The organism is Burkholderia sp. BCC1998 (genome assembly GCF_905339875.1).
Taxonomy (GTDB): domain Bacteria; phylum Pseudomonadota; class Gammaproteobacteria; order Burkholderiales; family Burkholderiaceae; genus Burkholderia.
The window spans coordinates 236,822-257,171 of record NZ_CAJPHE010000006.1 but is presented as its reverse complement, the minus strand read 5'-3'; the positions used below and the strand labels follow the sequence as shown (position 1 = coordinate 257,171).

General features: G+C 68.2%; 19 protein-coding genes. 12 read left to right on the top strand and 7 right to left on the bottom strand.

Features of this window, described 5'->3' with window-relative positions; all coding sequences use genetic code 11:
- The first annotated feature begins 213 nt into the window (after positions 1 to 213).
- Together U5A56_RS13875 and U5A56_RS13870 are read left to right on the top strand one after the other, a co-directional pair.
- Positions 214 to 996 (top strand): ABC transporter substrate-binding protein, encoded by a 783-nt coding sequence (locus U5A56_RS13875; protein WP_044845853.1) that lies wholly within the window; start codon positions 214 to 216, stop codon positions 994 to 996.
- Positions 997 to 1,254: 258 nt separating this feature from the next.
- A complete protein-coding gene (locus U5A56_RS13870) occupies positions 1,255 to 2,370 on the top strand; it encodes a succinylglutamate desuccinylase/aspartoacylase family protein (protein ID WP_257772696.1) in 1,116 nt (371 codons plus the stop codon).
- A gap of 148 nt (positions 2,371 to 2,518) precedes the next feature.
- On the opposite strand, the gene U5A56_RS13865 is transcribed toward U5A56_RS13870, so the two are convergent.
- Positions 2,519 to 3,325, bottom strand: a complete 807-nt coding sequence (locus tag U5A56_RS13865; RefSeq protein ID WP_321922861.1) for a MetQ/NlpA family lipoprotein — start codon at positions 3,323 to 3,325, stop codon at positions 2,519 to 2,521.
- Positions 3,326 to 3,631: 306 nt separating this feature from the next.
- On the opposite strand from U5A56_RS13865, the gene U5A56_RS13860 reads away from it, so the two are divergent.
- The 9 genes from U5A56_RS13860 (at position 3,632) to U5A56_RS13820 (ending at position 12,644) form a co-directional block, all read left to right on the top strand.
- Positions 3,632 to 4,792 (top strand): porin, encoded by a 1,161-nt coding sequence (locus U5A56_RS13860; protein WP_044849041.1) that lies wholly within the window; start codon positions 3,632 to 3,634, stop codon positions 4,790 to 4,792.
- A gap of 223 nt (positions 4,793 to 5,015) precedes the next feature.
- The gene (locus tag U5A56_RS13855) at positions 5,016 to 5,276 is read left to right on the top strand and encodes a DUF2866 domain-containing protein (protein ID WP_044849042.1); all 261 of its coding nucleotides are present in this window, start codon (positions 5,016 to 5,018) and stop codon (positions 5,274 to 5,276) included.
- Between the two features lie 144 nt (positions 5,277 to 5,420).
- Positions 5,421 to 5,804 carry a DUF6232 family protein gene (locus U5A56_RS13850; RefSeq protein WP_321922858.1) on the top strand — a complete coding sequence of 128 codons (384 nt, stop codon included), beginning with the start codon at positions 5,421 to 5,423 and terminating at the stop codon, positions 5,802 to 5,804.
- A gap of 71 nt (positions 5,805 to 5,875) precedes the next feature.
- Positions 5,876 to 6,103, top strand: coding sequence for a hypothetical protein (locus U5A56_RS13845; protein ID WP_044849044.1), 228 nt, complete (start codon positions 5,876 to 5,878; stop codon positions 6,101 to 6,103).
- A gap of 269 nt (positions 6,104 to 6,372) precedes the next feature.
- A complete protein-coding gene (locus U5A56_RS13840) occupies positions 6,373 to 8,649 on the top strand; it encodes a TonB-dependent hemoglobin/transferrin/lactoferrin family receptor (RefSeq protein ID WP_321922856.1) in 2,277 nt (758 codons plus the stop codon).
- A gap of 49 nt (positions 8,650 to 8,698) precedes the next feature.
- Positions 8,699 to 9,790 carry a hemin-degrading factor gene (locus tag U5A56_RS13835; protein ID WP_321922854.1) on the top strand — a complete coding sequence of 364 codons (1,092 nt, stop codon included), beginning with the start codon at positions 8,699 to 8,701 and terminating at the stop codon, positions 9,788 to 9,790.
- Complete coding sequence (locus U5A56_RS13830; RefSeq protein WP_415749134.1) at positions 9,787 to 10,695, top strand: heme/hemin ABC transporter substrate-binding protein; 909 nt, start codon at positions 9,787 to 9,789, stop codon at positions 10,693 to 10,695. The genes U5A56_RS13835 and U5A56_RS13830 overlap by 4 nt, the downstream gene beginning before the upstream one ends.
- A 15-nt stretch (positions 10,696 to 10,710) precedes the next feature.
- Positions 10,711 to 11,799, top strand: coding sequence for an iron ABC transporter permease (locus U5A56_RS13825; RefSeq protein ID WP_321922852.1), 1,089 nt, complete (start codon positions 10,711 to 10,713; stop codon positions 11,797 to 11,799).
- Positions 11,800 to 11,816: 17 nt separating this feature from the next.
- Positions 11,817 to 12,644 carry a heme ABC transporter ATP-binding protein gene (locus U5A56_RS13820; RefSeq protein WP_321922850.1) on the top strand — a complete coding sequence of 276 codons (828 nt, stop codon included), beginning with the start codon at positions 11,817 to 11,819 and terminating at the stop codon, positions 12,642 to 12,644.
- Positions 12,645 to 12,879: 235 nt separating this feature from the next.
- Here U5A56_RS13820 and U5A56_RS13815 read toward each other — a convergent pair whose 3' ends face one another.
- Positions 12,880 to 13,491 (bottom strand): trimeric intracellular cation channel family protein, encoded by a 612-nt coding sequence (locus U5A56_RS13815; protein ID WP_044849048.1) that lies wholly within the window; start codon positions 13,489 to 13,491, stop codon positions 12,880 to 12,882.
- Between the two features lie 8 nt (positions 13,492 to 13,499).
- The gene (locus U5A56_RS13810; RefSeq protein ID WP_321922848.1) at positions 13,500 to 15,614 is read right to left on the bottom strand and encodes a PBP1A family penicillin-binding protein; all 2,115 of its coding nucleotides are present in this window, start codon (positions 15,612 to 15,614) and stop codon (positions 13,500 to 13,502) included.
- A gap of 239 nt (positions 15,615 to 15,853) precedes the next feature.
- Here U5A56_RS13810 and U5A56_RS13805 point away from each other — a divergent pair, with 239 nt between their 5' ends.
- Positions 15,854 to 16,648: an aminoglycoside phosphotransferase family protein gene (locus tag U5A56_RS13805; RefSeq protein ID WP_321922846.1), complete on the top strand. Its 795-nt coding sequence runs from the start codon at positions 15,854 to 15,856 to the stop codon at positions 16,646 to 16,648.
- A gap of 96 nt (positions 16,649 to 16,744) precedes the next feature.
- On the opposite strand, the gene U5A56_RS13800 is transcribed toward U5A56_RS13805, so the two are convergent.
- The 4 genes from U5A56_RS13800 to U5A56_RS13785 all read right to left on the bottom strand — a co-directional run bounded on the left by U5A56_RS13800 (position 16,745) and on the right by U5A56_RS13785 (position 20,339).
- The gene (locus U5A56_RS13800; RefSeq protein ID WP_321922844.1) at positions 16,745 to 17,209 is read right to left on the bottom strand and encodes a hypothetical protein; all 465 of its coding nucleotides are present in this window, start codon (positions 17,207 to 17,209) and stop codon (positions 16,745 to 16,747) included.
- A 118-nt stretch (positions 17,210 to 17,327) separates the two neighbouring features.
- Positions 17,328 to 18,164 (bottom strand): bifunctional allantoicase/(S)-ureidoglycine aminohydrolase, encoded by an 837-nt coding sequence (locus U5A56_RS13795; protein ID WP_124486110.1) that lies wholly within the window; start codon positions 18,162 to 18,164, stop codon positions 17,328 to 17,330.
- Between the two features lie 697 nt (positions 18,165 to 18,861).
- Positions 18,862 to 19,302, bottom strand: a complete 441-nt coding sequence (locus U5A56_RS13790; RefSeq protein ID WP_124486109.1) for a hypothetical protein — start codon at positions 19,300 to 19,302, stop codon at positions 18,862 to 18,864.
- A gap of 377 nt (positions 19,303 to 19,679) precedes the next feature.
- Positions 19,680 to 20,339, bottom strand: coding sequence for an isoprenylcysteine carboxylmethyltransferase family protein (locus U5A56_RS13785; protein WP_321922842.1), 660 nt, complete (start codon positions 20,337 to 20,339; stop codon positions 19,680 to 19,682).
- Positions 20,340 to 20,350: the final 11 nt, after the last annotated feature.

Sequence of the window (20,350 nt, the reverse complement as noted above, 5' to 3'; positions counted from 1 at the left end):
TCTGAAACGGTCACGCGCCGCATGCGCGGCCGTCGGGTCCGGTATCGGGGCTTGTCCTAGGCGCCCTGCCGGTATTTTGTCTTGATAATCTTGCGCACGTCGCGCGCCCGCATCGGGCAGCGAAACGGACAGTCCGACGCGAAGCCGCGCCGGGCCGAAGGCTTACGGCGCGGCACAACCGCGCACCCATCGAACAAAACGAGGAGTCACCGAGTGAAAAAGATTCTTGCGGCTGTGACCGTGGCCCTGCTCGCCGTATCGGCCGGCACTGCATACGCGAAGGACTGGACGACCGTACGCTTCGGCGTCGACGCAAGCTACCCGCCTTTCGAATCGAAAGGGGCTGACGGCAAGGTGGTCGGCTTCGACGTCGATCTCGGCAACGAAATCTGCCGCCGCATCAACGCGAAGTGCGTGTGGATCGAGAACGACTTCGACGGGATGATCCCCGCACTGAAGGCTCGCAAGTTCGACGGCGTCCTGTCGTCGATGTCGATGACGCCGGCACGCGAGGAACAGATCGCGTTCTCGTCGAAGCTGTTCAACACGCCGACGCGCCTCGTCGCGAAGAAGGGCGCCGGCCTGATGCCGACGGCCGAATCGCTGAAGGGCAAGTCGGTCGGCGTCGAGCAGGGCACGATCCAGGAAACCTACGCGAAGACGTACTGGGCCTCGAAGGGCGTGAACGTCGTGCCTTACCAGAACCAGGACCAGGTCTACGCCGACCTGATCTCGGGCCGTCTGGACGGCGCGCTGCAGGACGCGGTGCAGGCTGAAATCGGCTTCCTGAAGACGCCGCGCGGCGCGAACTTCGATTTCGCCGGCAAGGACATCGACGATCCGAAGACGCTCGGCAACGGCGCCGGCATCGGCCTGCGCAAGGAAGACACCGACCTGAAGGCGAAGATCGACGGCGCGATCGCCGGCATGCGCAAGGACGGCACGTACGACAAGATCGCGAAGAAGTACTTCGATTTCGACGTGTACGGCAAGTAACACCGCGCAACGCGCGCTTCGCGACCGCGCAGACGGGCTCCGCAAGGAGCCCGTTTTTTTTGCTCGCGCGCGGCGAAAGGCCGCGCGACACGCGTGGACGAAGGGCTGCGGCGCCGTTATTTTTTACGCGCCAACTCGATGATTCGTAAAGGAAATCGACATGCCCGGCGCGCGGTTTGATAGGTTCGCGGAAGGCAACGTACAATCGATCTTCCACGCATACCGGATCACTCGCGGCTGCGCCGCCCTCCCCTCATCATGCAAACGCAGACCCATCCGCTGATTTCCCCCGCCGTCGGCACCGAACGCCAGATCACGAGCTTCCACTACGGCCCGCGCGGCGGCAAGAAGGTCTACATCCAGTCGTCGCTGCACGCGGACGAACTGCCCGGCATGCTGGTCGCCGCGCTGCTGCGCCGCAAGATCGCCGCGCTCGAGACGGCCGGCAAGCTGCGCGGCGAAGTGGTCATCGTCCCCGTGCCGAACCCGATCGGCCTGTCGCAGCACGTGTTCGGCGATCACCTCGGCCGCTTCGAGCTCGGCTCGATGCAGAACTTCAACCGCAATTTCTACGATCTCGCGGCGCTCGTGCTGCCGCGCATCGAAGGCCGCCTGACGAACGACGCGCAGCGCAACCTCGCCGCGGTACGCGCCGCGATGCGCGAGGCGCTCGACGAACAGAAGCCGCGCACCGAGCTCGAATCGCAGCGCCTCGCGCTGCAGAAGCTGTCGTTCGACGCCGACATCGTGCTCGACCTGCATTGCGACAGCGACGCGGTGATGCACCTGTATACGAACCCCGATCTGTGGGAAGACGTCGAGCCGCTGTCGCGCTACCTGGACGCGCAGGCGTCGCTGCTCGCGCTGAATTCGGTCGGCAACCCGTTCGACGAGATCCACAGTTTCTGCTGGTCGGATCTGCGCAGCCGGTTCGGCGATCGCTTCCCGATCCCGAACGGTGCGATTTCCGTCACGGTCGAATTGCGCAGCGAGCGCGACGTGTCGTACGAATTCGCGGAGAAGGACTCACAAGCGATCGTCGAATACCTGACCGAGCGCGGCGTCATCGACGGCACGCCCGCGCCGCTGCCGCCGCTCGCGCATCCGGCCACGCCGCTCGCGGGCACCGATCCGCTCGTCGCGCCGGTGTCCGGCGTGATCGTGTTCCGCACGCCGGTCGGCGCATGGATCGAGGCCGGCCAGGACGTGGCCGACATCGTCGATCCGCTGACCGATCGCGTGATCACGCTGAAGAGCAGCGTGTCGGGCGTGCTGTACGCGCGCCAGATCGTGCGCTTCGCGACCGCCGGGATGGAAGTCGCGCGGATTGCCGGCGCGAACCCGATCCGCACCGGGTCGCTGCTGTCGGCCTGAGTCGCCTCCGGCCCGGGCCGCCTGAACGGCCGGCCCGCGCGCCGCATCGCGACGCGCACCAACGAAATCGCCCGCTTGCGCGGGCGATTTGCTTTTCGGTCCGGCGGCATGCCCGGCAACGTGGCCGGGGAGCAGCCGGGCGCAGCGTTCAGAACGCCGGCACGATCGCGCCGCCGAACTTCTGGTCGATGAACTTGCGCACGTCGTCCGATTCATAGGCCGCGACGAGCTTCTTCACCCACGGCTTGTCCTTGTCCTGCGCGCGCACCGCGATCAGGTTCGCGTACGGCCCGCGCAGGTCCTCGATCGCGATCGCATCCTTCACCGGCGTGAGCCCGGCCTTCACCGCGTAGTCGGTGTTGATCGACGCGGCGTCGACATCGGGCAGCGCGCGCGGCAACTGCGCGGAGTCGAGTTCGACGATCCTGATCTTCTTCGGGTTCTCGGCGATGTCGAGCGGCGTCGCGTTCACGCCGTTGCTGCCGACGCCCGGCTTCAGCTTGATCACGCCGTACTTCTGCAGCAGCAGCAGCGCGCGGTTGCCGTTGGACGGATCGTTCTGGATGCCGACCTTCGCGCCGGCCGGCAAGTCCTTCAGCGACTTCAGCTTCTTCGAATAGAAGCCCATCGGCGCCGTGTAGGTCAGCCCGACGTTGACGATCTTGTAGCCGCGCTGCTTGATCTGGCTGTCGAGGAACGGCTGGTGCTGGAAGCCGTTCGCATCGAGGTCGCCCGCATCGAGCGCCGCGTTCGGCTGCACGTAGTCGTTGAATTCGATGACCTTGATCGCGAGCCCTTCGCGTGCGGCGACTTTCGTCACCTCGGTCCAGATCTGCGCGTCGGGGCCGCTCATCGTGCCGATCTTCAGCGTCTGGGAATCGGCGTGCGCGCCGGGCGCGGCAAAGGCCAGCGCCGCGGCAAGCGCGCCGAGGCCGGTCAGGATCGAACGTCGCATGGTGTCCTCTTGTCCCGTGTCGTTGTTGAAGCGCGCATCGTGGCACGGGGCCGGACCGGCACCAACCAAGCTTATTTCATGTGCATATTCCTCACTCCGATCGAATCTCAGGCGGAATCGGTATAACTCCCTGCTGTACAACCGGGCAGAATCCAATGTCGCATCGGCACCACAGATTCGTAATATGACAAGGCTGTCACATTCATTACGTGGCCCGCCGATAAAGTTGCGACCGGTCCGTGAAAGCGCCCATAGAGAGCGCCGGAACCGCAACTGGACACGCCATTTATTCGCTCGGAGAATCCTTTGAACAAGAAACTGTTGACCATCGCCATCCTCGCAGCAACGGCTGGCACGGCGCACGCACAAAGCAGCGTGACCCTGTACGGTGTCATCGATGCCGGTATCAGCTACGTGAACCACAGCAAGACCGCGAACGGCGGCAGCGGCAAGCTGTTCAAGTACGACGACGGCGTGGCCCAGGGCAGCCGTTGGGGCCTGCGCGGCACCGAAGACCTCGGTGGCGGCCTGAAGGCGATCTTCGTGCTCGAAAACGGCTTCAACAGCGGCAACGGCACGATCGGCCAGGGTGGCGCGATCTTCGGCCGTCAAGCGTACGTCGGCCTGAGCCAGGCGCAATACGGCACGGTCACGTTCGGCCGTCAGTACTCGTTCTCGACCGACATCCTCGGCTCGAACTACTCGACGGGCGGCAACACGGTCGCGGGTAACTACGCGTACCACGTGAACGACGTCGACCAGCTCACGTCGAGCCGCATCAACAACTCGGTGAAGTTCCAGAGCGCGAACTACGCCGGCTTCACGTTCGGCGCGTTGTACGGCTTCTCGAACTCGACCGACTTCGCAGGCGCACCGTCGACCACGACGGGCACCACGACGACGGCCGGTTCGTCGCGCGCATACAGCTTCGGCCTGAACTACGCGAACGGCCCGTTCGCACTCGGCGCCGCTTACACGGACATCCGCTTCCCGAGCCAGTCGACGCCGGCATTCTCGACGTCGATCGCGAACATCGCGCTGACGAACATCCGCGACCTGCGCACGTACGGCGTCGGTGGCCGCTACATCTTCGGCCCGGCAACGGCATGGCTGCTCTGGACGCGCACGCAGTTCACCCCGATCGCGGCTGGCGCATCGGGCACGTTCTACAACGCGTATGAAGCAGGCGTGAAGTACGCAATCACGCCGGCCCTGTCGGCAGCCGTCGGCTACACGTACACGAACGCCACGCAAAGCGGCAACTCGGCACACTGGAACCAGGGCAACCTCGGCCTCGACTACGCACTCAGCAAGCGTACGGACGTGTACGCGCTGGTCATCGGCCAGAAGGCGTCGGGCAACAACGTGCAGGCGCAGATCGGCTCGAGCACGAGCTACTTCAGCACGTCGGGCAACGGTGCGACGAACCAGATCGCCGCGCGCGTCGGTATCCGTCACAAGTTCTAAAGCATCCGCTTAACTCGTCCGCTCATCGCGCGGATGACGACGGCACGAAGCGCCCCGCTCCATGCGGGGCGCTTTTTTATGGGCTTTTAAGTTTCGCTTAATTCTGGGCTGAGAGGATGCTCTCACCCCCCCTGTTGGCCGCCTGAGCATCGGCGGCTTCTTTTTTTTGAGACCCACTACGGCACCGCCATCAACTGCCCGCAAGACAGGATCGGAGGCCAAGATGATCGAAGATACCGTTTTCAGCCATCTGCACGCGATTCTGACGCGTCAGCATTCGCTACCGGTCCAGAGCTGCCGCGTGTCGGTGGCGATGCAGCGCCCGTGGGGCCGCCCGTACCGGCTCGTCGAATGGACGATGCATCTCGACGCGCCCGCGCGGCGCCAGATCGTGCCGGCCGAATCGACCGACGAAGAGATCGCCGAGGTCGTCGCGTCGCACGTGCCGGGCCGCCTGTACGGCGACGGCCAGCTGCAGTTCTGACTTCCCCTCGTTACGCCTGGTTACGCCTCGCTACCCGTCACTGCCCGCAGCGCGGCCGGCCCGCACGCATCGTGCGGCACTCGGTCTCGTTTGACGCGGCAACGAAGTCTGCTACGCTGCGCGTTTTCGTCCACGCACCATACGATGGAAAACGCATTCAACGAACGCGGCGTGATGGTCACGCGCAACGGCCTGTCGGCCGCCGGGCAGGTCTTCCCGCTGCGTGACATCCGCAACGTCGACGTCGTCAAGATCCCGAAGAATCGCCTCGTGCCGTCGCTGATCTCGCTGATCGGCGTGGTCGCCGCCATTGCCGGCGGCATCGGCGGATCGAGCGCCGCGCCGGTCGTCGGCGTGATGCTCGCCGTCGTCGGCTATCTCGCCTGGACCACGCAGGACATCACGTACCGGCTGATGGTCGAGATGCCCGACGGCAAGCGCGAAGCGCTGTCGAGCGTCGACCCCGAATTCGTCGAACGCGTCGCGCAGGTCGTGCGCGAGGCACGGACGGCGACGGCCGCCGGCTGATTTCCGCTGCGCGCGCCGACCACCTACTATGAAATGAGCGGCACGCCGCCGCGTCGTTCGAGGAGGTCGGCATGAACCCCCAATCGCTGTCCGGCATGCTGCGCGCGCAGGAACTGCTGCTCGTCACGATGATCCGCGCACTGCCGCCCGACGCACGCAGCGCGCTCGTCGACCTCTACGCCGAACAGCTCGCGTTCGCCGAACAGGCCGGCTTCGAGGGCCACGGCGATCGCGCGACGCACGACGCGTACATCGCGCATGCGCGCAACCTGTTGATTCGCCTCGAATCGCTCGCATAGGGCCTCTGCTAACACGCCTATAACGGCCCGCGCCGGCCCGCTTCTCCCGAATTTGCCCCCCGCGCGGCGTGTCCGATCCGCGCCGACGGCGCACGTCCGTAGGCCTCGCTTTCCGTTCTTGTATTGATAATAATTCTCATTTACACTGAACGAATTATCAATTCCCTTTCAATTCGCCGTTCGCCGCCTGCCGCGCGCGAACTGGCCAGCCAGGTGAACGCGTCACCCAGCCAGCCTTCGGGCTAGTCATCGTCAATGGGAGACCACCTGTGCATTGCTATCCGCTGGCGCGGCGGCCGATCTGTGCCGCGCTGTTCGGTGCGTTCGGCCTGTCCGCCGCCCCTGCTTACGCCGATTCGTCGCCGCAAGGCGTCAACCCTTCATCTGCCGTGCTGACCACCGCCGCCGCGTCCACGCGCGGCGATGCGTCGCTGCTCGACCCCGTCACCGTCACGGCCACCCGCACCGCCACCGCCGCAAGCCGCACGGCCGCGTCCGTGTCGGTGATCAGCGACGACGATCTCGACGAGCAGCAGGCCACCAACATCAAGGACGCGCTGCGCTACGAGCCGGGCGTCACGGTGCGCCGCACCGCGTATCGCCCCGGCAGCGCCGCGCTCGGCGGCGGCCGCGACGGCGATTCGAGCATCAACGTCCGCGGCCTCGAAGGCAATCGCGTGCTGCTGATGGAAGACGGCATCCGCCTGCCGAACGCGTTCTCGTTCGGGCCGCTCGAAGCCGGCCGCGGCGACTACGCGGATCTCGACATGCTCAAGCGCATCGAGATCCTGCGCGGGCCGGCGTCGGCGCTGTACGGCAGCGACGGGCTGACCGGCGCGGTGAACTTCATCACGAAGGATCCGCGCGACCTGCTGTCGATCTACGGCAAACCCACCTACTTCTCGCTCCGGCCGGGTTACGACTCGGCCGACCGCAGCGTCGGCGCGACGGTGTCGGCCGCGGCCGGCAACGACCGCGTGCAGGGGATGATCGTCGCCGACGGCCGGCGCGGCCATGAGGTCGACACGCGCGGCAGCGACAATTCCGCGAGCGCGCTGCGCACGACGTCGAACCCGCAGGACGTCTATTCGGAATCGCTGCTCGGCAAGCTCGTGCTGACACCCACCGCGCGCGACACGATCAAATTCACCGCGGAAACCGTGCAGCGCCGCGTGAGCACCGACGTGCTGTCGGCGATCAACCCGCCCGGCACGCTCGGGCTCACGACGCACGACCGGCTCGAGCGCAACCGCTTCAGCATCGACTACGACTTCCGCGACGATGCGTTGCGCTGGTTTCAGAACGCACACGTTCAGTTCTACTACCAGGATGCGAAGCAGGATCAATACGCGTTCGAGACGCGCGGCGCGCCGCTGAAATCGCGCTCGCGCGACAACCAGTACAAGGAGCGCACGTTCGGCGGCGCCGCGTTCGCCGAAAGCGGCTTCTCGACGGGCCCGCTCGCGCACAAGCTGCTGTATGGCGTCGACGGCAGCCTGTCGCGCGTGACGAACCTGCGCGACGGCACGGTGCCGGGCGTCGGCGAAGCATTCCCGAACAAGGCGTTTCCCGATACCGACTACACGCTGTTCGGCGCATTCGTGCAGGACCAGGTCGGCTATGGCCGCCTGCTCGTCACGCCGGGGCTGCGCTTCGACACGTACCGGTTGAGCCCGACCGGGAACGATCCGCTGTTCACCGGCACCGCGGTGTCGACGAGCGCGAACGAAGTGTCACCGCGCGTCGCGGTGCTCTACGAGATCACGCCCGCGCTGATTCCGTATGCACAGTACGCGCACGGCTTCCGCGCGCCGACACCCGACCAGGTAAACAGCAGCTTCTCGAACCCGGTGTACGGCTACACGTCGATCGGCAATCCGAACCTGAAGCCCGAAACCAGCGACACATTCGAAGCCGGCCTGCGCGGCAAGGCCGGCACCGGCTACGGCGTGGTGCGCTACAGCGCGGCCGCGTTCACGGGCCGCTACCGCAACTTCATCGCGCGCACGACGATCGCGGGCAGCGGCCGGCCAACCGACCCGTCCGTGTTCCAGTACGTGAACTTCGCCGACGCGCGCATCCACGGCCTCGAAGGTCGCGCCGAATGGATCATGCCGAACGGCATCACGCTGAAGACGGCGATGGCGTTCACGAAGGGCTCGACACGGAACGACGGCGCGGCGAGCCAGCCGCTGAACACGGTCAATCCGTTCTCGGCGGTGTTCGGCGTGCGCTACGAACCCGGCGAACGCTGGTTCGTGCAGACCGACCTGCTGTTCCAGGCCGCGAAACGCGACAAGGACATCGACAAGTCCGACTGCTCGAACAAGGCGTGCTTCGCGCCGCCGTCGTCGTTCGTCGTCGATCTGCGCGGCGGCTACCGCTTCAACAAGCATGTGAGCGCGACGATCGGCATCCGCAACCTGTTCGACCGCAAATACTGGAACTGGTCGGACGTGCGCGGCATCGCCGCCGATTCGCAGGTGCTCGACGCGTATACGTCGTCCGGACGCACCGTCGCCGTCAGCATGAAAGTGGATTTCTGATGCGCGCGATCGCGCGTTCCTGCCCAACCGTTACTTGAAGGAGTCCGACATGATGCATTCCGCCCTTCCCGGCCAGCCGGCCACGCCGGCCCGCGCGTCCGCCGCGTTGCGCGACGCATTCGTCAAGCTCAAGGCCGAGCGCCAGCTGCGCAACCGCGACGTCGCGCAGGCGCTCGGCGTCAGCGAAGGCGAGGCGCTCGCCGCGTTCGTCGGCGGGCACGTGGTGCGGCTCGACGCGCGCTTTCCGGCGATGTTCGAGGAAATGCCGCGCCTCGGCCGCGTGATGGCGCTCACGCGCAACGACACGGCCGTCCACGAGAAGGACGGCGAATATGCGCAGATGAGCCACGACGGCCCGGTCGGCCTCGCGCTCGGCGACATCGACCTGCGCATCTTCTACCGTCACTGGGCGTCCGCGTTCGCGGTGCACGACGAGACCGCGCACGGTCCGCTGAAGAGTTTGCAGTTCTTCGACGCGCAGGGTCATGCGATCCACAAGGTCTACCTGCGCGCGCACAGCGATCACGCGGCGTACGACGCGTTCGTCGAACGCTGGCGCGCGACGTCGCAGGAGCCGGGGCTCGACGTCGTGCCCGCCGCACCGAAAACGCCCGAGCGTGCCGATACCGGAATCGACGTCGCAGGCTTTCGCGCCGCATGGGACGCGATGACCGACACGCACCAGTTCTTCGGCATCACGCAGCGCTTCGGCGTGAGCCGCATGCAGGCGCTGCGCCTCGCCGAGCCGCGGTACGCGTATCCGGTCGAGGCGACGCGCGCGCTGCGTCACGTGCTCGAACGGGCCGCGAGCAGCGGCCAGCCGATCATGGTGTTCGTCGGCAATGCAGGGATGATCCAGATCCACACGGGCCCCGTCGCGAACGTGCGCGAGGTCGGCGCATGGATCAACGTGCTCGACCCGGGCTTCAACCTGCACGTGCGCGAGGACCTGATCGCCGCCGCGTGGGTCGTGAAGAAGCCGACGAGCGACGGCATCGTCACGTCGCTCGAACTGTTCGATCGCCAGGGCGACCACGTCGCGCTGCTGTTCGGCGAACGCAAGCCCGGCAAGGTCGAACGCGACGACTGGCGCGCGCTCGTCGCGACACTTCCGTCGGCGGCACGTGGAGACGCGCGGTGAGCGCGCGATCGTTCCTGCCGCGACGCCGCGTCGTGCTCGCAAGCGCGGTGGCCGGTGCGCTCGCGGGCGCTCTGCCGGTGCGCGCGCTTGCGCAGGCCGGGCCGAAGCGCGTCGTCTTGATCGGCGGCGCGCTCGCGGAAACCGCGTTCGCGCTCGGCGGCGCCGACGCGCGCGGTTACCGGCTCGTCGGCACCGACACGACCTGCACGTACCCGGACGCCGCGAAGCGCCTGCCGAAGGTCGGCTACCAGCGCGCGCTGTCGGCCGAGGGGCTGCTGTCGCTACGGCCCGATCTCGTGCTCGCGTCGGCGGAGGCCGGCCCGCCCGCCGCGATCGCGCAGGTGAGAAGCGCGGGCGTCGCGGTCACGACGTTCGACGAGCGGCACGACGTCGATTCGGTGCGCGCGAAGATCACCGGCGTCGCGCAGGCGCTCAACGTGCGCGACGCGGGCACCGCGCTGCTGCAACGCTTCGATCGCGACTGGCAGGCCGCGCGCGACGCGGTCGCCGCGCGCGTGCCGGACGGCGCGCAGCCGCCGCGCGTGCTGTTCGTGCTGAACCATACCGGCAACCAGGCACTCGTCGCCGGCCAGCGCACGGCCGCCGACGCGATGCTCCGCTACGCGGGCGCGCGCAATGCGATGCAGGGTTTCGATCACTACAAGCCGATGACGACCGAGGCGCTGGCCGCCGCCGCCCCCGACATCGTGCTGATCTCCGACGAAGGGCTCGCGGCGGTCGGCGGCCGCGCCGCACTGCTCGCCGCGCCCGGCTTCGGCGCGACGCCGGCCGGCCGCGCACGCCGCGTCGTGTCGCTCGATGCGCTGTTCCTGCTCGGCTTCGGTCCGCGCCTGCCGCTCGCCGTCACGACCCTGCACCGGCGCCTGTCGGATGCGCTCGCCTGATTCCGGAGCGTCCCGATGCCTGTTCATGCTTCGCCTTTCCCCGCGCGGTCGCACGTATCGCATGCCGGTGCCGCGCGCGTCGGCGCGTCGCGCCGCCTCGTACCGTTCGCGCTGGCCGCGCTGGCCGCGCTCGTGTGTGTCATGTCCGTCATCGCGCTGTGCGTGGGCGCGTACCGCATTCCGTTCGCGGAAGCGTGGGCCGCGCTGAGCGGCGACCCGGCCGCCCGGCAGGCGCGCGCGGTGCTGTTCGACATCCGCGCGCCGCGCGTCGTGCTCGCGCTGCTGGTCGGCGGCGGCTTCGGCGCGGCCGGCGCCGCGATGCAGGCACTGTTCCGCAATCCGCTCGCCGACCCGGGGCTCGTCGGCGTGTCGAGCGGCGCGGCGCTCGGCGCAACGACGACGATCGTGCTCGGCCCCGCGCTGTTCGCCGCGCACGCGAGCGCGGCCGTGCTGCCCGTCGCCGCGTTCGCCGGCGCGCTCGCGGTCGCGGCGCTCGTCTACCGGCTCGCCGCGTCGCGCGGCCGGCTCGCGCTGCCGCTGCTGCTGCTCGCCGGCATCGCGATCAACGCGCTGGTCGGCGCGGCGATCGGCCTGCTCACGTTCGTCGCCGACGACGCGCAGTTGCGTTCGCTGACGTTCTGGAGCCTCGGCAGCCTCGGCGGCGCGCAATGGTCCGCGCTGGCGGCCGTCGCGCCGTGCGTCGCGATCGGCTGCGTGCTGCTCGCGCGCGACCGTGACGCGCTCAACGCATTGCAGCTCGGCGAAACCGAGGCGCTGCACCTCGGCGTGCCCGTGCAGCGGCTCAAGCGGCGCGTGCTCGTCGCGGTCGCGCTCGCGGTCGGCGCGCTCGTGTCGTGCGCGGGCATCATCGGTTTCATCGGCCTCGTCGCGCCGCACTGCGTGCGCCTCGCGTGCGGCCCCGACCAGCGCGTCGTGCTGCCCGGCGCCGCATTGCTCGGCGCGCTGCTGACGCTCGCCGCCGATCTCGCCGCGCGCACCGCCGCCGCACCCGCCGAGATTCCGCTCGGCGTGCTCACCGCATTGCTCGGCGCGCCGGTCTTTCTCGCGCTGCTGAGGAAAAGCCGCGGCGCGCTCGGCGGCTGATCCTTCATGCACCCATCATGCTGACTGCCCATCATCTCGACGTCGCCCGCCGGCACCGCGCCGTTCTGCACGACCTGTCACTGTCGATCGAACCCGGCCGCGTGACCGCGCTGCTCGGCCGCAACGGCGCGGGCAAGAGCACGCTGCTGAAGACCCTGGCGGGCGAACTGACCGGCAGCGTCGCGCCGAACGGCGCGCGCGTGACCGGCGACATCACGCTGAACGGCGAGCCGCTCGCGCACATCGACGCGGCGCGGCTCGCGTGCCTGCGCGCCGTGCTGCCGCAGGCCGCGCAACCGGCGTTTCCGTTCAGCGTCGACGAAATCGTGCTGCTCGGCCGCTATCCGCATGCGCGGCGCGGCGGCGCGCGACACGTGATCGCGCGTCGCGATCGCGACATCGCGTGGCAGGCGCTCGAACGCGCGGGCGCCGACGCGCTCGTCGGCCGCGACGTGACGACGCTGTCGGGCGGCGAACTCGCACGCGTGCAGTTCGCGCGTGTGCTCGCGCAGTTGTGGCCGGACGACGGCGCGCAGCCCGGCCCGCGCTACCTGCTGCTCGACGAGCCGACCGCCGCGCTCGATCTCGCGCACCAGCACCGGCTGCTCGATACCGTGCGCACGGTCGCGCGCGAGTGGCGGCTCGGCGTGCTCGCGATCGTCCACGATCCGAACCTCGCCGCGCGGCACGCGGATACGATCGCGATGCTCGCGGACGGCACGATCGTCGCGCAGGGTGCGCCGCGCGACGTGATGACGCCCGGCCATATTGCGCAGTGCTACGGATTCACCGTGAGGATGGTGGAAACGGGCGACGGGGCGCCGCCGCTCATGGTGCCGGCGTAGAACACGTCGTCCGTCCATATCGCGCAGTGCTACGGGTCCGCCGTGAGGATGGTGGAAACGGGCGACGGGGCGCCGCCGCTCATGGTGCCGGCGTAGAACACGTCGTCCGTCCATATCGCGCAGTGCTACGGGTCCGCCGTGAGGATGGTGGAAACGGGTGACGGGGCGCCGCCGCTCATGGTGCAGGCGTAGAACACGCGTATCGTCGCGTCCGTGCGGCACCCTCGCTCAACGCTCAACGCTCGACGTCCGCGACACCGAACGTGCGCATCTTCCACCCGAGCCGTACAGCCAGCATCCGCATCGTGAAGCCGGCCGCCAGCGCAACCGCCGTCGCGAACCCCGCGTCGATGCCGAGATGCTGGATCCCGACGTACAGCGTGCCCGTGAAGAACGCGACGCTCGCATACAGTTCCTCGCGCAGGATCAGCGGCATCTCGTTGCACAGCAGGTCGCGCAGCATCCCGCCGCACACGCCGGTGATCGCACCGGCCAGCACGACGATGATCGGCGCGGTGCCCGTCGACGCGCCGATGTCGCAGCCGATGATCGTGAACGCCGCGAGGCCGATCGCGTCGACGGTGACGAACAGCGTCTTCATGCGCGCGACGTGCCGCGCGGCCCACGACGCGACGGTCGCCGCGGCGAGCGTGATCACGAGGTACTCGGGATGCGCGATCCAGCCGAGCGGATAGTGGCCGAGCAGCACGTCGCGCACGGTGCCGCCGCCAAGCGCCGTGACCGCGCCGACGAGCGCGAGCCCGAAGCGGTCCATCCCGCGCCGCATGCCCATCAGCGCGCCCGACATCGCCTCCGCGACGATCGCGATCAGATAAAGCGTATGCATCGCGCGCCTCAGTCTTCGGTACGGAACAGGTCGAGCACGCGTTCGCGTTCGGCCGCGTCGACGGCGGCCGGCATCGGCTCGCCGGGCATGCCGCGCCCGTCCGGCGCATCGGACGCCGGCGCACCGCCACAGGCAAAACGGCTGCGGATGAACGGCGGCATGTCGGCGGTGCAGGTGCCGCGCGTGTATTCGGCGTACACGAAATCGCCGTCGACGAGCGCGACGTCCTGCGGCGGCGTCGCATCGACCGGCGTGCGTCCGTCGACGGCCGTCTTCATGTAGTCGAGCCAGACCGGCAGCGCGAGCGTCGCGCCGGTCGCGCGCCCCATCGTGCGCGGCGTGTCGTAGCCGAGCCACGCGACCGCGACGATGCCCGACGAATAGCCGGCGAACCACGCGTCCTTCGAGCCGTTCGACGTGCCGGTCTTGCCGGCCGCGTCGTCGCGGCGCAGCGCGAGCGCGCCGCGCGCGGTGCCGGCCCGCACGACGTCGCGCAGCATGCTGTCCATCACGAACGCATTGCGCGCCGACACGACGCGCGTGCCTTCAGGCGTCGTCGCGTCGTACATCGCCCCGCCATGACGCTGCTTCACCGACAGGATCAGCCGCGGCACCATCCGTATCCCGCCGTTCGCGAACACGCCGTACGCGCTCGCGAGTTCGAGCGGCGTCACGGCGCCCGCGCCGAGCGCGAGCGGCAGCGACGCCGGATTGCGCTGCGCGTCGAAACCGAAGCCCACCGCGTGCTGCTGCACGTAGCGCGCGTCGGCCGCCTGCATCAGGTTGACCGCGACGAGGTTCTTCGAGCGCACGAGCCCGCGCCGCACCGGGATGAAGCCCTCGTAGCGGTTGCCGAAATTGCGCGGACGCCACGGCCGCGCGCCGGTTTCCGCATGCGTGAGCGTGCGCTGCGTATCGTCGACCAGCACGCCCGGGAAGTAGCCCTTCTCCAGCGCTGCCGAATAGACGAACGGCTTGAAACTCGACCCCGGCTGGCGATACGCCTGCAATGCATGGTCGAACACGTTGCGGTTGAAATCCGCGCCGCCGACGAGCGCGAGCATGTCGCCCGTCGCCGCATCCAGCGACACGAGCGCGCCTTCGAGCCCGTTGCGCGCATCGCGCTTGCCGGGCTGGCGGCGCAGCGTGCGCCCCAGCGCGGCCTCGGCCGCGCGCTGGTCGCGCATCGAGATCGTCGTCGTCACGTCGAGGCCGAGCGTATAGGCGTCGTCGTGAAAGCGCTCGACCATCATCCGGCGCGCGCGCTCCGCGACGTACGGCGCCGCGACGATGCCGGGCGGCGGCGTGGTCGCCAGCGCAATCGGCAGGTCGAGCGCCGCGCGATAGGTCGCATCGTCGAGTTCGCCGAGCGCATGCATGCGGCCGAGCACGTAGTTGCGCCGTGCGGTCGCGCGCGCCGGATTGACGACCGGGTTGAACGCGGACGGCGCCTTCGGCAATCCGGCGAGCACGGCCGCCTCGCCCGCGCTCAGCGCGTCGAGCGGCTTGCCGAAATACACGTTCGCGGCCGCCGCGAAACCGTACGCGCGCTCGCCGAGATAGATCTGGTTCATATACAGCTCGAGCAGCTTGTCCTTGCCGTATTCGCGCTCCAGCTTGATGGCCATCAGGATCTCGGCGAGCTTGCGGCTCAGCACCTTGTCGCGCGTCAGGTAGAAATTGCGCGCGACCTGCATCGTGATCGTGCTGCCGCCCTGCCCCGGCTGCCCGGTCACGACGTTCGCGAAGGTCGCGCGCGCGAGGCCGCCGACGTCGATCGCGCCGTGCTGGTAGAACTTCGCGTCCTCGGCCGCGAGCAGCGCGTGGCGCATCAGCGGCGGAATGCGTTCGAGCGGCACGAACTCGCGGCGCTCGACGCCGTACTCGGCCAACAGGTCGCCGTCGCGCGAAAAAATCCGCAGCGGCAGCGCGGGACGGTAGGCGGCCAGATGTTCGACGGACGGCAGTTGCGTCCAGATGCGGTGAATCGTCCATGCGCCGATGCCCGCGCACGCGAGCGTCAGGCCGAGCAGCGCGCCCGCGAGCATGCGCCATGCGCGGCGGCGTGACGGTGCGGACGGTGGCGCGGGGGGCGGCGATGGGTTGGCGGTGGGGTCGGTCATGTCGGGCTCCTTCTTCAGTGCCGCGACGGCCGGCGCGCGAGCGGCGCCGATCGTCGCGAAAGGCGCGCATTGTCGAAGGGATGGCGCGAAACCGGAACATTCTTTAGCCAAAGTTTGGCTGGCTAAATTTTATTTAGGAAAGCGCGCCGGGCCGCTCGCGCGGTGCATACGCGCCTATGGCATGTCGTCACGGCCGAGCGCACCGGGCGCGCGAGCCGGTTCGCTTGTACCATCGTCGGATGTTCGATCGATACCTCGACCTGTGGGGCCTCGTTCCCGACGGCGGCCCGATCCTGACCGCGAGCGGCGGCCTGTTGCCGGTCGTCTGGCGCACACGGCCGGCAATGCTGAAAGTCGCGACCTGCGACGAAGAGCGTCGCGGCAATGCGCTGATGACCTGGTGGAACGGGGATGGCGCCGCGCGCGTGTGGCTGCACGACAGCGACGCGGTGCTGCTCGAACGCGCGCAGCCGGCGCCGACGCTCACCGGCCTGTCCGCCGCGGGACACGACGACGACGCGATCCGGATCGCATGTCGCGTGGTCGCGCGGCTGCATGCGCATCGCGCACCGGCTCCGCCCGCGGTCGTGCCGCTGCCCGACTGGTTCCACGCGCTGCTGTCGCACGACACGGACGACGACGTGCTGCGGCGTTCGGCCGCGACGGCGCACCGGCTGCTGGCCGTGCCGCCCGTCGACGACGTCGTGCTGCACGGCGACATCCATCACGGCAACCTGCTGTATTTCGGCGATCGCGGCTGGCTCGCAATCGACCCGAAGGGGCTGCGTGGCGATCGCGCGTTCGACTACGCGAACCTGTTCTGCAATCCCGCGCACGACATCGCTGTGGATCCCGCGCGCTTCGAGCGTCGCGTCGTGCTCGTTGCGGATGCCGCACAGCTCGACCGGCGGCGGTTGCTGCAATGGATTCTCGCGTGGTCGGGCTTGTCGGCGGTATGGCTGATGGACGACGAACTGCCGCCCGATACGAGGCTGGAGGTCGCGAGGCTGGCCGCGAACGCGCTGGGTCTGTAGTGCACGAGCACACTGCCGCGCCGGCCGCATCGCATCGCGTGGCCCGAAAAAATGTCCGCGTCAGATCGGCGAGTTGACTCGTGCGAATGTCATCGGTCAACCGGGGCGCGTCGATCGCCGCATCAACCGATTCACGCCCCGTACGATCAGACCCGCGATGCCAAGGCAAACACCGAGAACGAGAAGGAGCCCGACTCCTTCAACATCATCGGCATGTGCGATCGTGTCGACGCCGAAAAGCGCCATCACCGATTCGATGGTTGACGGAATCGACGTCCCGATTGGAAGTCGGACGAACCAACGCGCGAGCAGCACGCCGAGAGCGCCCGTTGCAAGAAAATTGATGCTGTAGCGGACCGCTTTCATTACCAGACCTCGACGATTCCATATGCCTTGATGGCGGTGCCCGGAATCGGAACCGTTGCGCCGTGCGCGCAAAATCATGGAGCCGTCCCAAGCGACCGCCAGTCTGTCTGTCGACAATGTAATAGAGGCCACGCGGTAGCGGGCCTGATTTCGGTTTAGCGACCGGTTCTGCTTCCGCTCGATTCCTTGCTCCATCCGGCGCTTCTTCGCGTCCGCAAAACGTGTCGATCTGTTTCCGGACGGGTCACAGGTCACAATGAAAAAAACCCGCCGGCATGCACCAGCGGGCTTTCCGATCCGACGCGCGCGACGCTTAACGCGCCGGATTCAGCGTCAGGTTCATGTGACGATTCACATCCTTGTACAGCAGGTAACGGAAGCGGCCGGGGCCACCCGAATAGCAAGCCTGCGGACAGAACGCGCGCAGCCACATGAAGTCGCCCGCTTCCACCTCGACCCAGTCCTGGTTCAGGCGATAGACGGCCTTGCCTTCGAGCACGTACAGGCCGTGCTCCATCACGTGCGTCTCGGCGAACGGAATCACGCCGCCCGGCTCGAAAGTCACGATGTTCACGTGCATGTCGTGACGCATGTCGCTCATGTCGACGAAGCGCGTCGTCACCCACGCGCCGTTGGTGCCCGGCATCGGGATCGGCTCGACGTCCTGCTCGTTGGTCACGAACGCTTCCGGCAGCGGAATGCCGTCGACGACCTGGTAGTGCTTGCGGATCCAGTGGAAACGCACGGCGGCATCGCTGACGTTGTGCAGCGTCCAGTCGGCGCCCGGCGGAATGAACGCGTAGCCGCCCGGCTTCAGCGTGTGCTGCTTGCCCTGCAGCGTCAGCTCGGCCTCGCCCTCGACGACGAACAGCACGGCTTCGGCGTTCTTGTCCTGCTCGGGCTTGTCGCTGCCGCCGCCCGGGTTCACTTCGACGATGTACTGCGAGAAGGTTTCGGCGAAACCCGACAGCGGACGCGCGATCACCCACAGGCGCGTGCTGGTCCAGAACGGCAGCCAGCTCGTGACGATGTCGCGCATCACTCCCTTCGGAATGACCGCATACGCCTCGGTGAACATCGCGCGATCGGTCAGCAGATCGGTCTGCGGCGGGTGGCCGCCATGCGGCGCGTAATACGTTGTCTTAGACATAAAGCATCCAGGCAATGGGTTGGTCCGGCCCCGGGTCGCAACGGCAGGCGCGGCACGCGCGTGGGGCACGCATGCGGCGGCGGGACATCGTTGCCGGGGTGGCTTGAAAGCGCGGGCGCCTTCGTTCGGTCGGCCAGGCTTCGCGACGGGTCCGCCCGGTTCAGCGGGCGGGGCGCCCCATGCTTGCGGGTCCGGCGGCCGGGCCGCGGACACTCGGGGTGATGCGGCGGGGCACGGGGGACGGCACGGTTCGATTCCGTACGCGGGCAGCGTTGACGATAGCGAAGTCGATCCTGATCGACCAATTAAATGTTGCGATGCCATCCATTCGATTTCCCACTACCCGCCGCGGTGCGCGACGGCCGGCGAACGCGTGCCGCGGATGCGTCGGCGCATGAGGGAAATCCTGATGACCGGACGCCAACGCGTCGATCAGCAATATCGAAACGGGGTCGGCCGAACCTGCCCGGCTACATGTCGATGCAACGGGAGATGCCGTCTACAAGCGGGAAAAGTCAGGCGGGAGAGAAGGCGCCAAGCCGTCGAACGAGGCTGGGCATGAACTGCCGAAGGGGAGAAGGTGCCGGTCTTGCCGGCGACGGCCGCCCGGCTGAAGCTGCCGGGCCGGCTGTCGGAGGGTGCCACCGCGTCGGGCGCGCCGGTGCGCGAACCGCGCACCGTGCCGCGCCCGCGGGGATCAGTCCCAGTCGCGGTGATGGCGATGCTTGCGGTGACGATGGCCGCGATCACCATAGTCGCCGCGGTCGTACGAGTTGCGCGACAGGTTGCCGCCGAGCGCCGCGCCGGCGCCGCCGCCGACGGCTGCGCCGAGCAGGCCGCCCGTGCGGCCGCCCATCGCGTTGCCGGCCGCGGTACCCGCGCCGCCGCCGAGTGCGCCGCCGATGATCGCGCCGGTGCGTTCGCGACGGTTCGACGTCACGGCACCACCCGCGCCGCCGCCGATCGCGCCGCCGATCACGGAGCCCGTGCTGCCGCCGACCGCGCCGCCGACCGCTGCGCCGGCAACCCCGCCGAGCGCGCCGCCAAGCGCGTTGTTCATGTCACCGGCCATTGCCGGCAGTGCGGTCGCGCCGGTCAGCACGGCAACGACGAGAGTGGGGGCGATTTTCTTCCACATTCCCGTATTCTTCCTTGTTCGCAATCTGGTTATTAAAGGTCTGCTCGTTACGACGATCTGAATCGATCGACGCCGATGCCGGCATTGTGCCGAATCCCGGACCAATTCATTTCAATGAGCTTGCGGCGAAGAATAGCACCGGTCGTGTCCCCTTGCCGTCGACATTCTGGTAACAAGTTGTTTACCGCAACGGGACCGGAAAAGGTTGCCGAAAACCGCCAGCAAAGCCCGCCGGCACGGGCTCCGGCCGTGGGCCGGCCGCACTCGAAGGCGGTGCCGGAAGCGCCCGTCGCGCGGGTTCGGACACACGTGGCAACACATCGCGGGTGCGCCACGAGGCGGCCGGGATCGACCGGGCCATCCAGGACGAACGAGGGTCAGTACACGCCCGGCAGCAGCCGCCACGTGTGCGCGCAGTACGCGTCGTATTCGGCGCCGAATTGCGCGCGCAGCAACGCTTCCTCGGAACGGATGCGGGCGACCAGCGGGATCATCGTCAACGCGACGAGCAGCAGCCCGATGCCCGAGCGGAACGCACACGCCCAGCCGGCCGCATTGACGAGCAGGCCGAGATAACTCGGGTTGCGAATTCTCCGATAGATACCGTCCGTCACCAGCGTGTGGCCCGGCTGGATCGCGACGAGCCCGCTGAAGCGCTTGCCGAGCACGAACACGGGCCACATGCGCAGCACGCCGCCCGCGACGTACAGCACGACGCCGATCCAGCGCACCGTGTCGCCGCCGAAGGTCCATACGTCGAGCCGGTCGGTCAGCGCGGGCAGGTAAGCGAGCAGGAACCCGCTGGCCGCGAACGCCGCGAGCACCCAGCGGTTGTCGCGGTTCTCGCGTTCGCCGGCGCTCAGGTTGCCTTCGGTGAACAACGCGGCGACGGCCAGCGCGAGCGTCGCGACGGCAATGACGGTCAGTTGCGGATGCGAGAAGAAGGCGGCGTACCCGCCGATGCCGAGCACGGCGAGCCCGAGATAGACGAGCGTGGAGACGCTCGCCACGATTGCGACCTTGCGCGTAACGGCCATGGCTGCCTCGC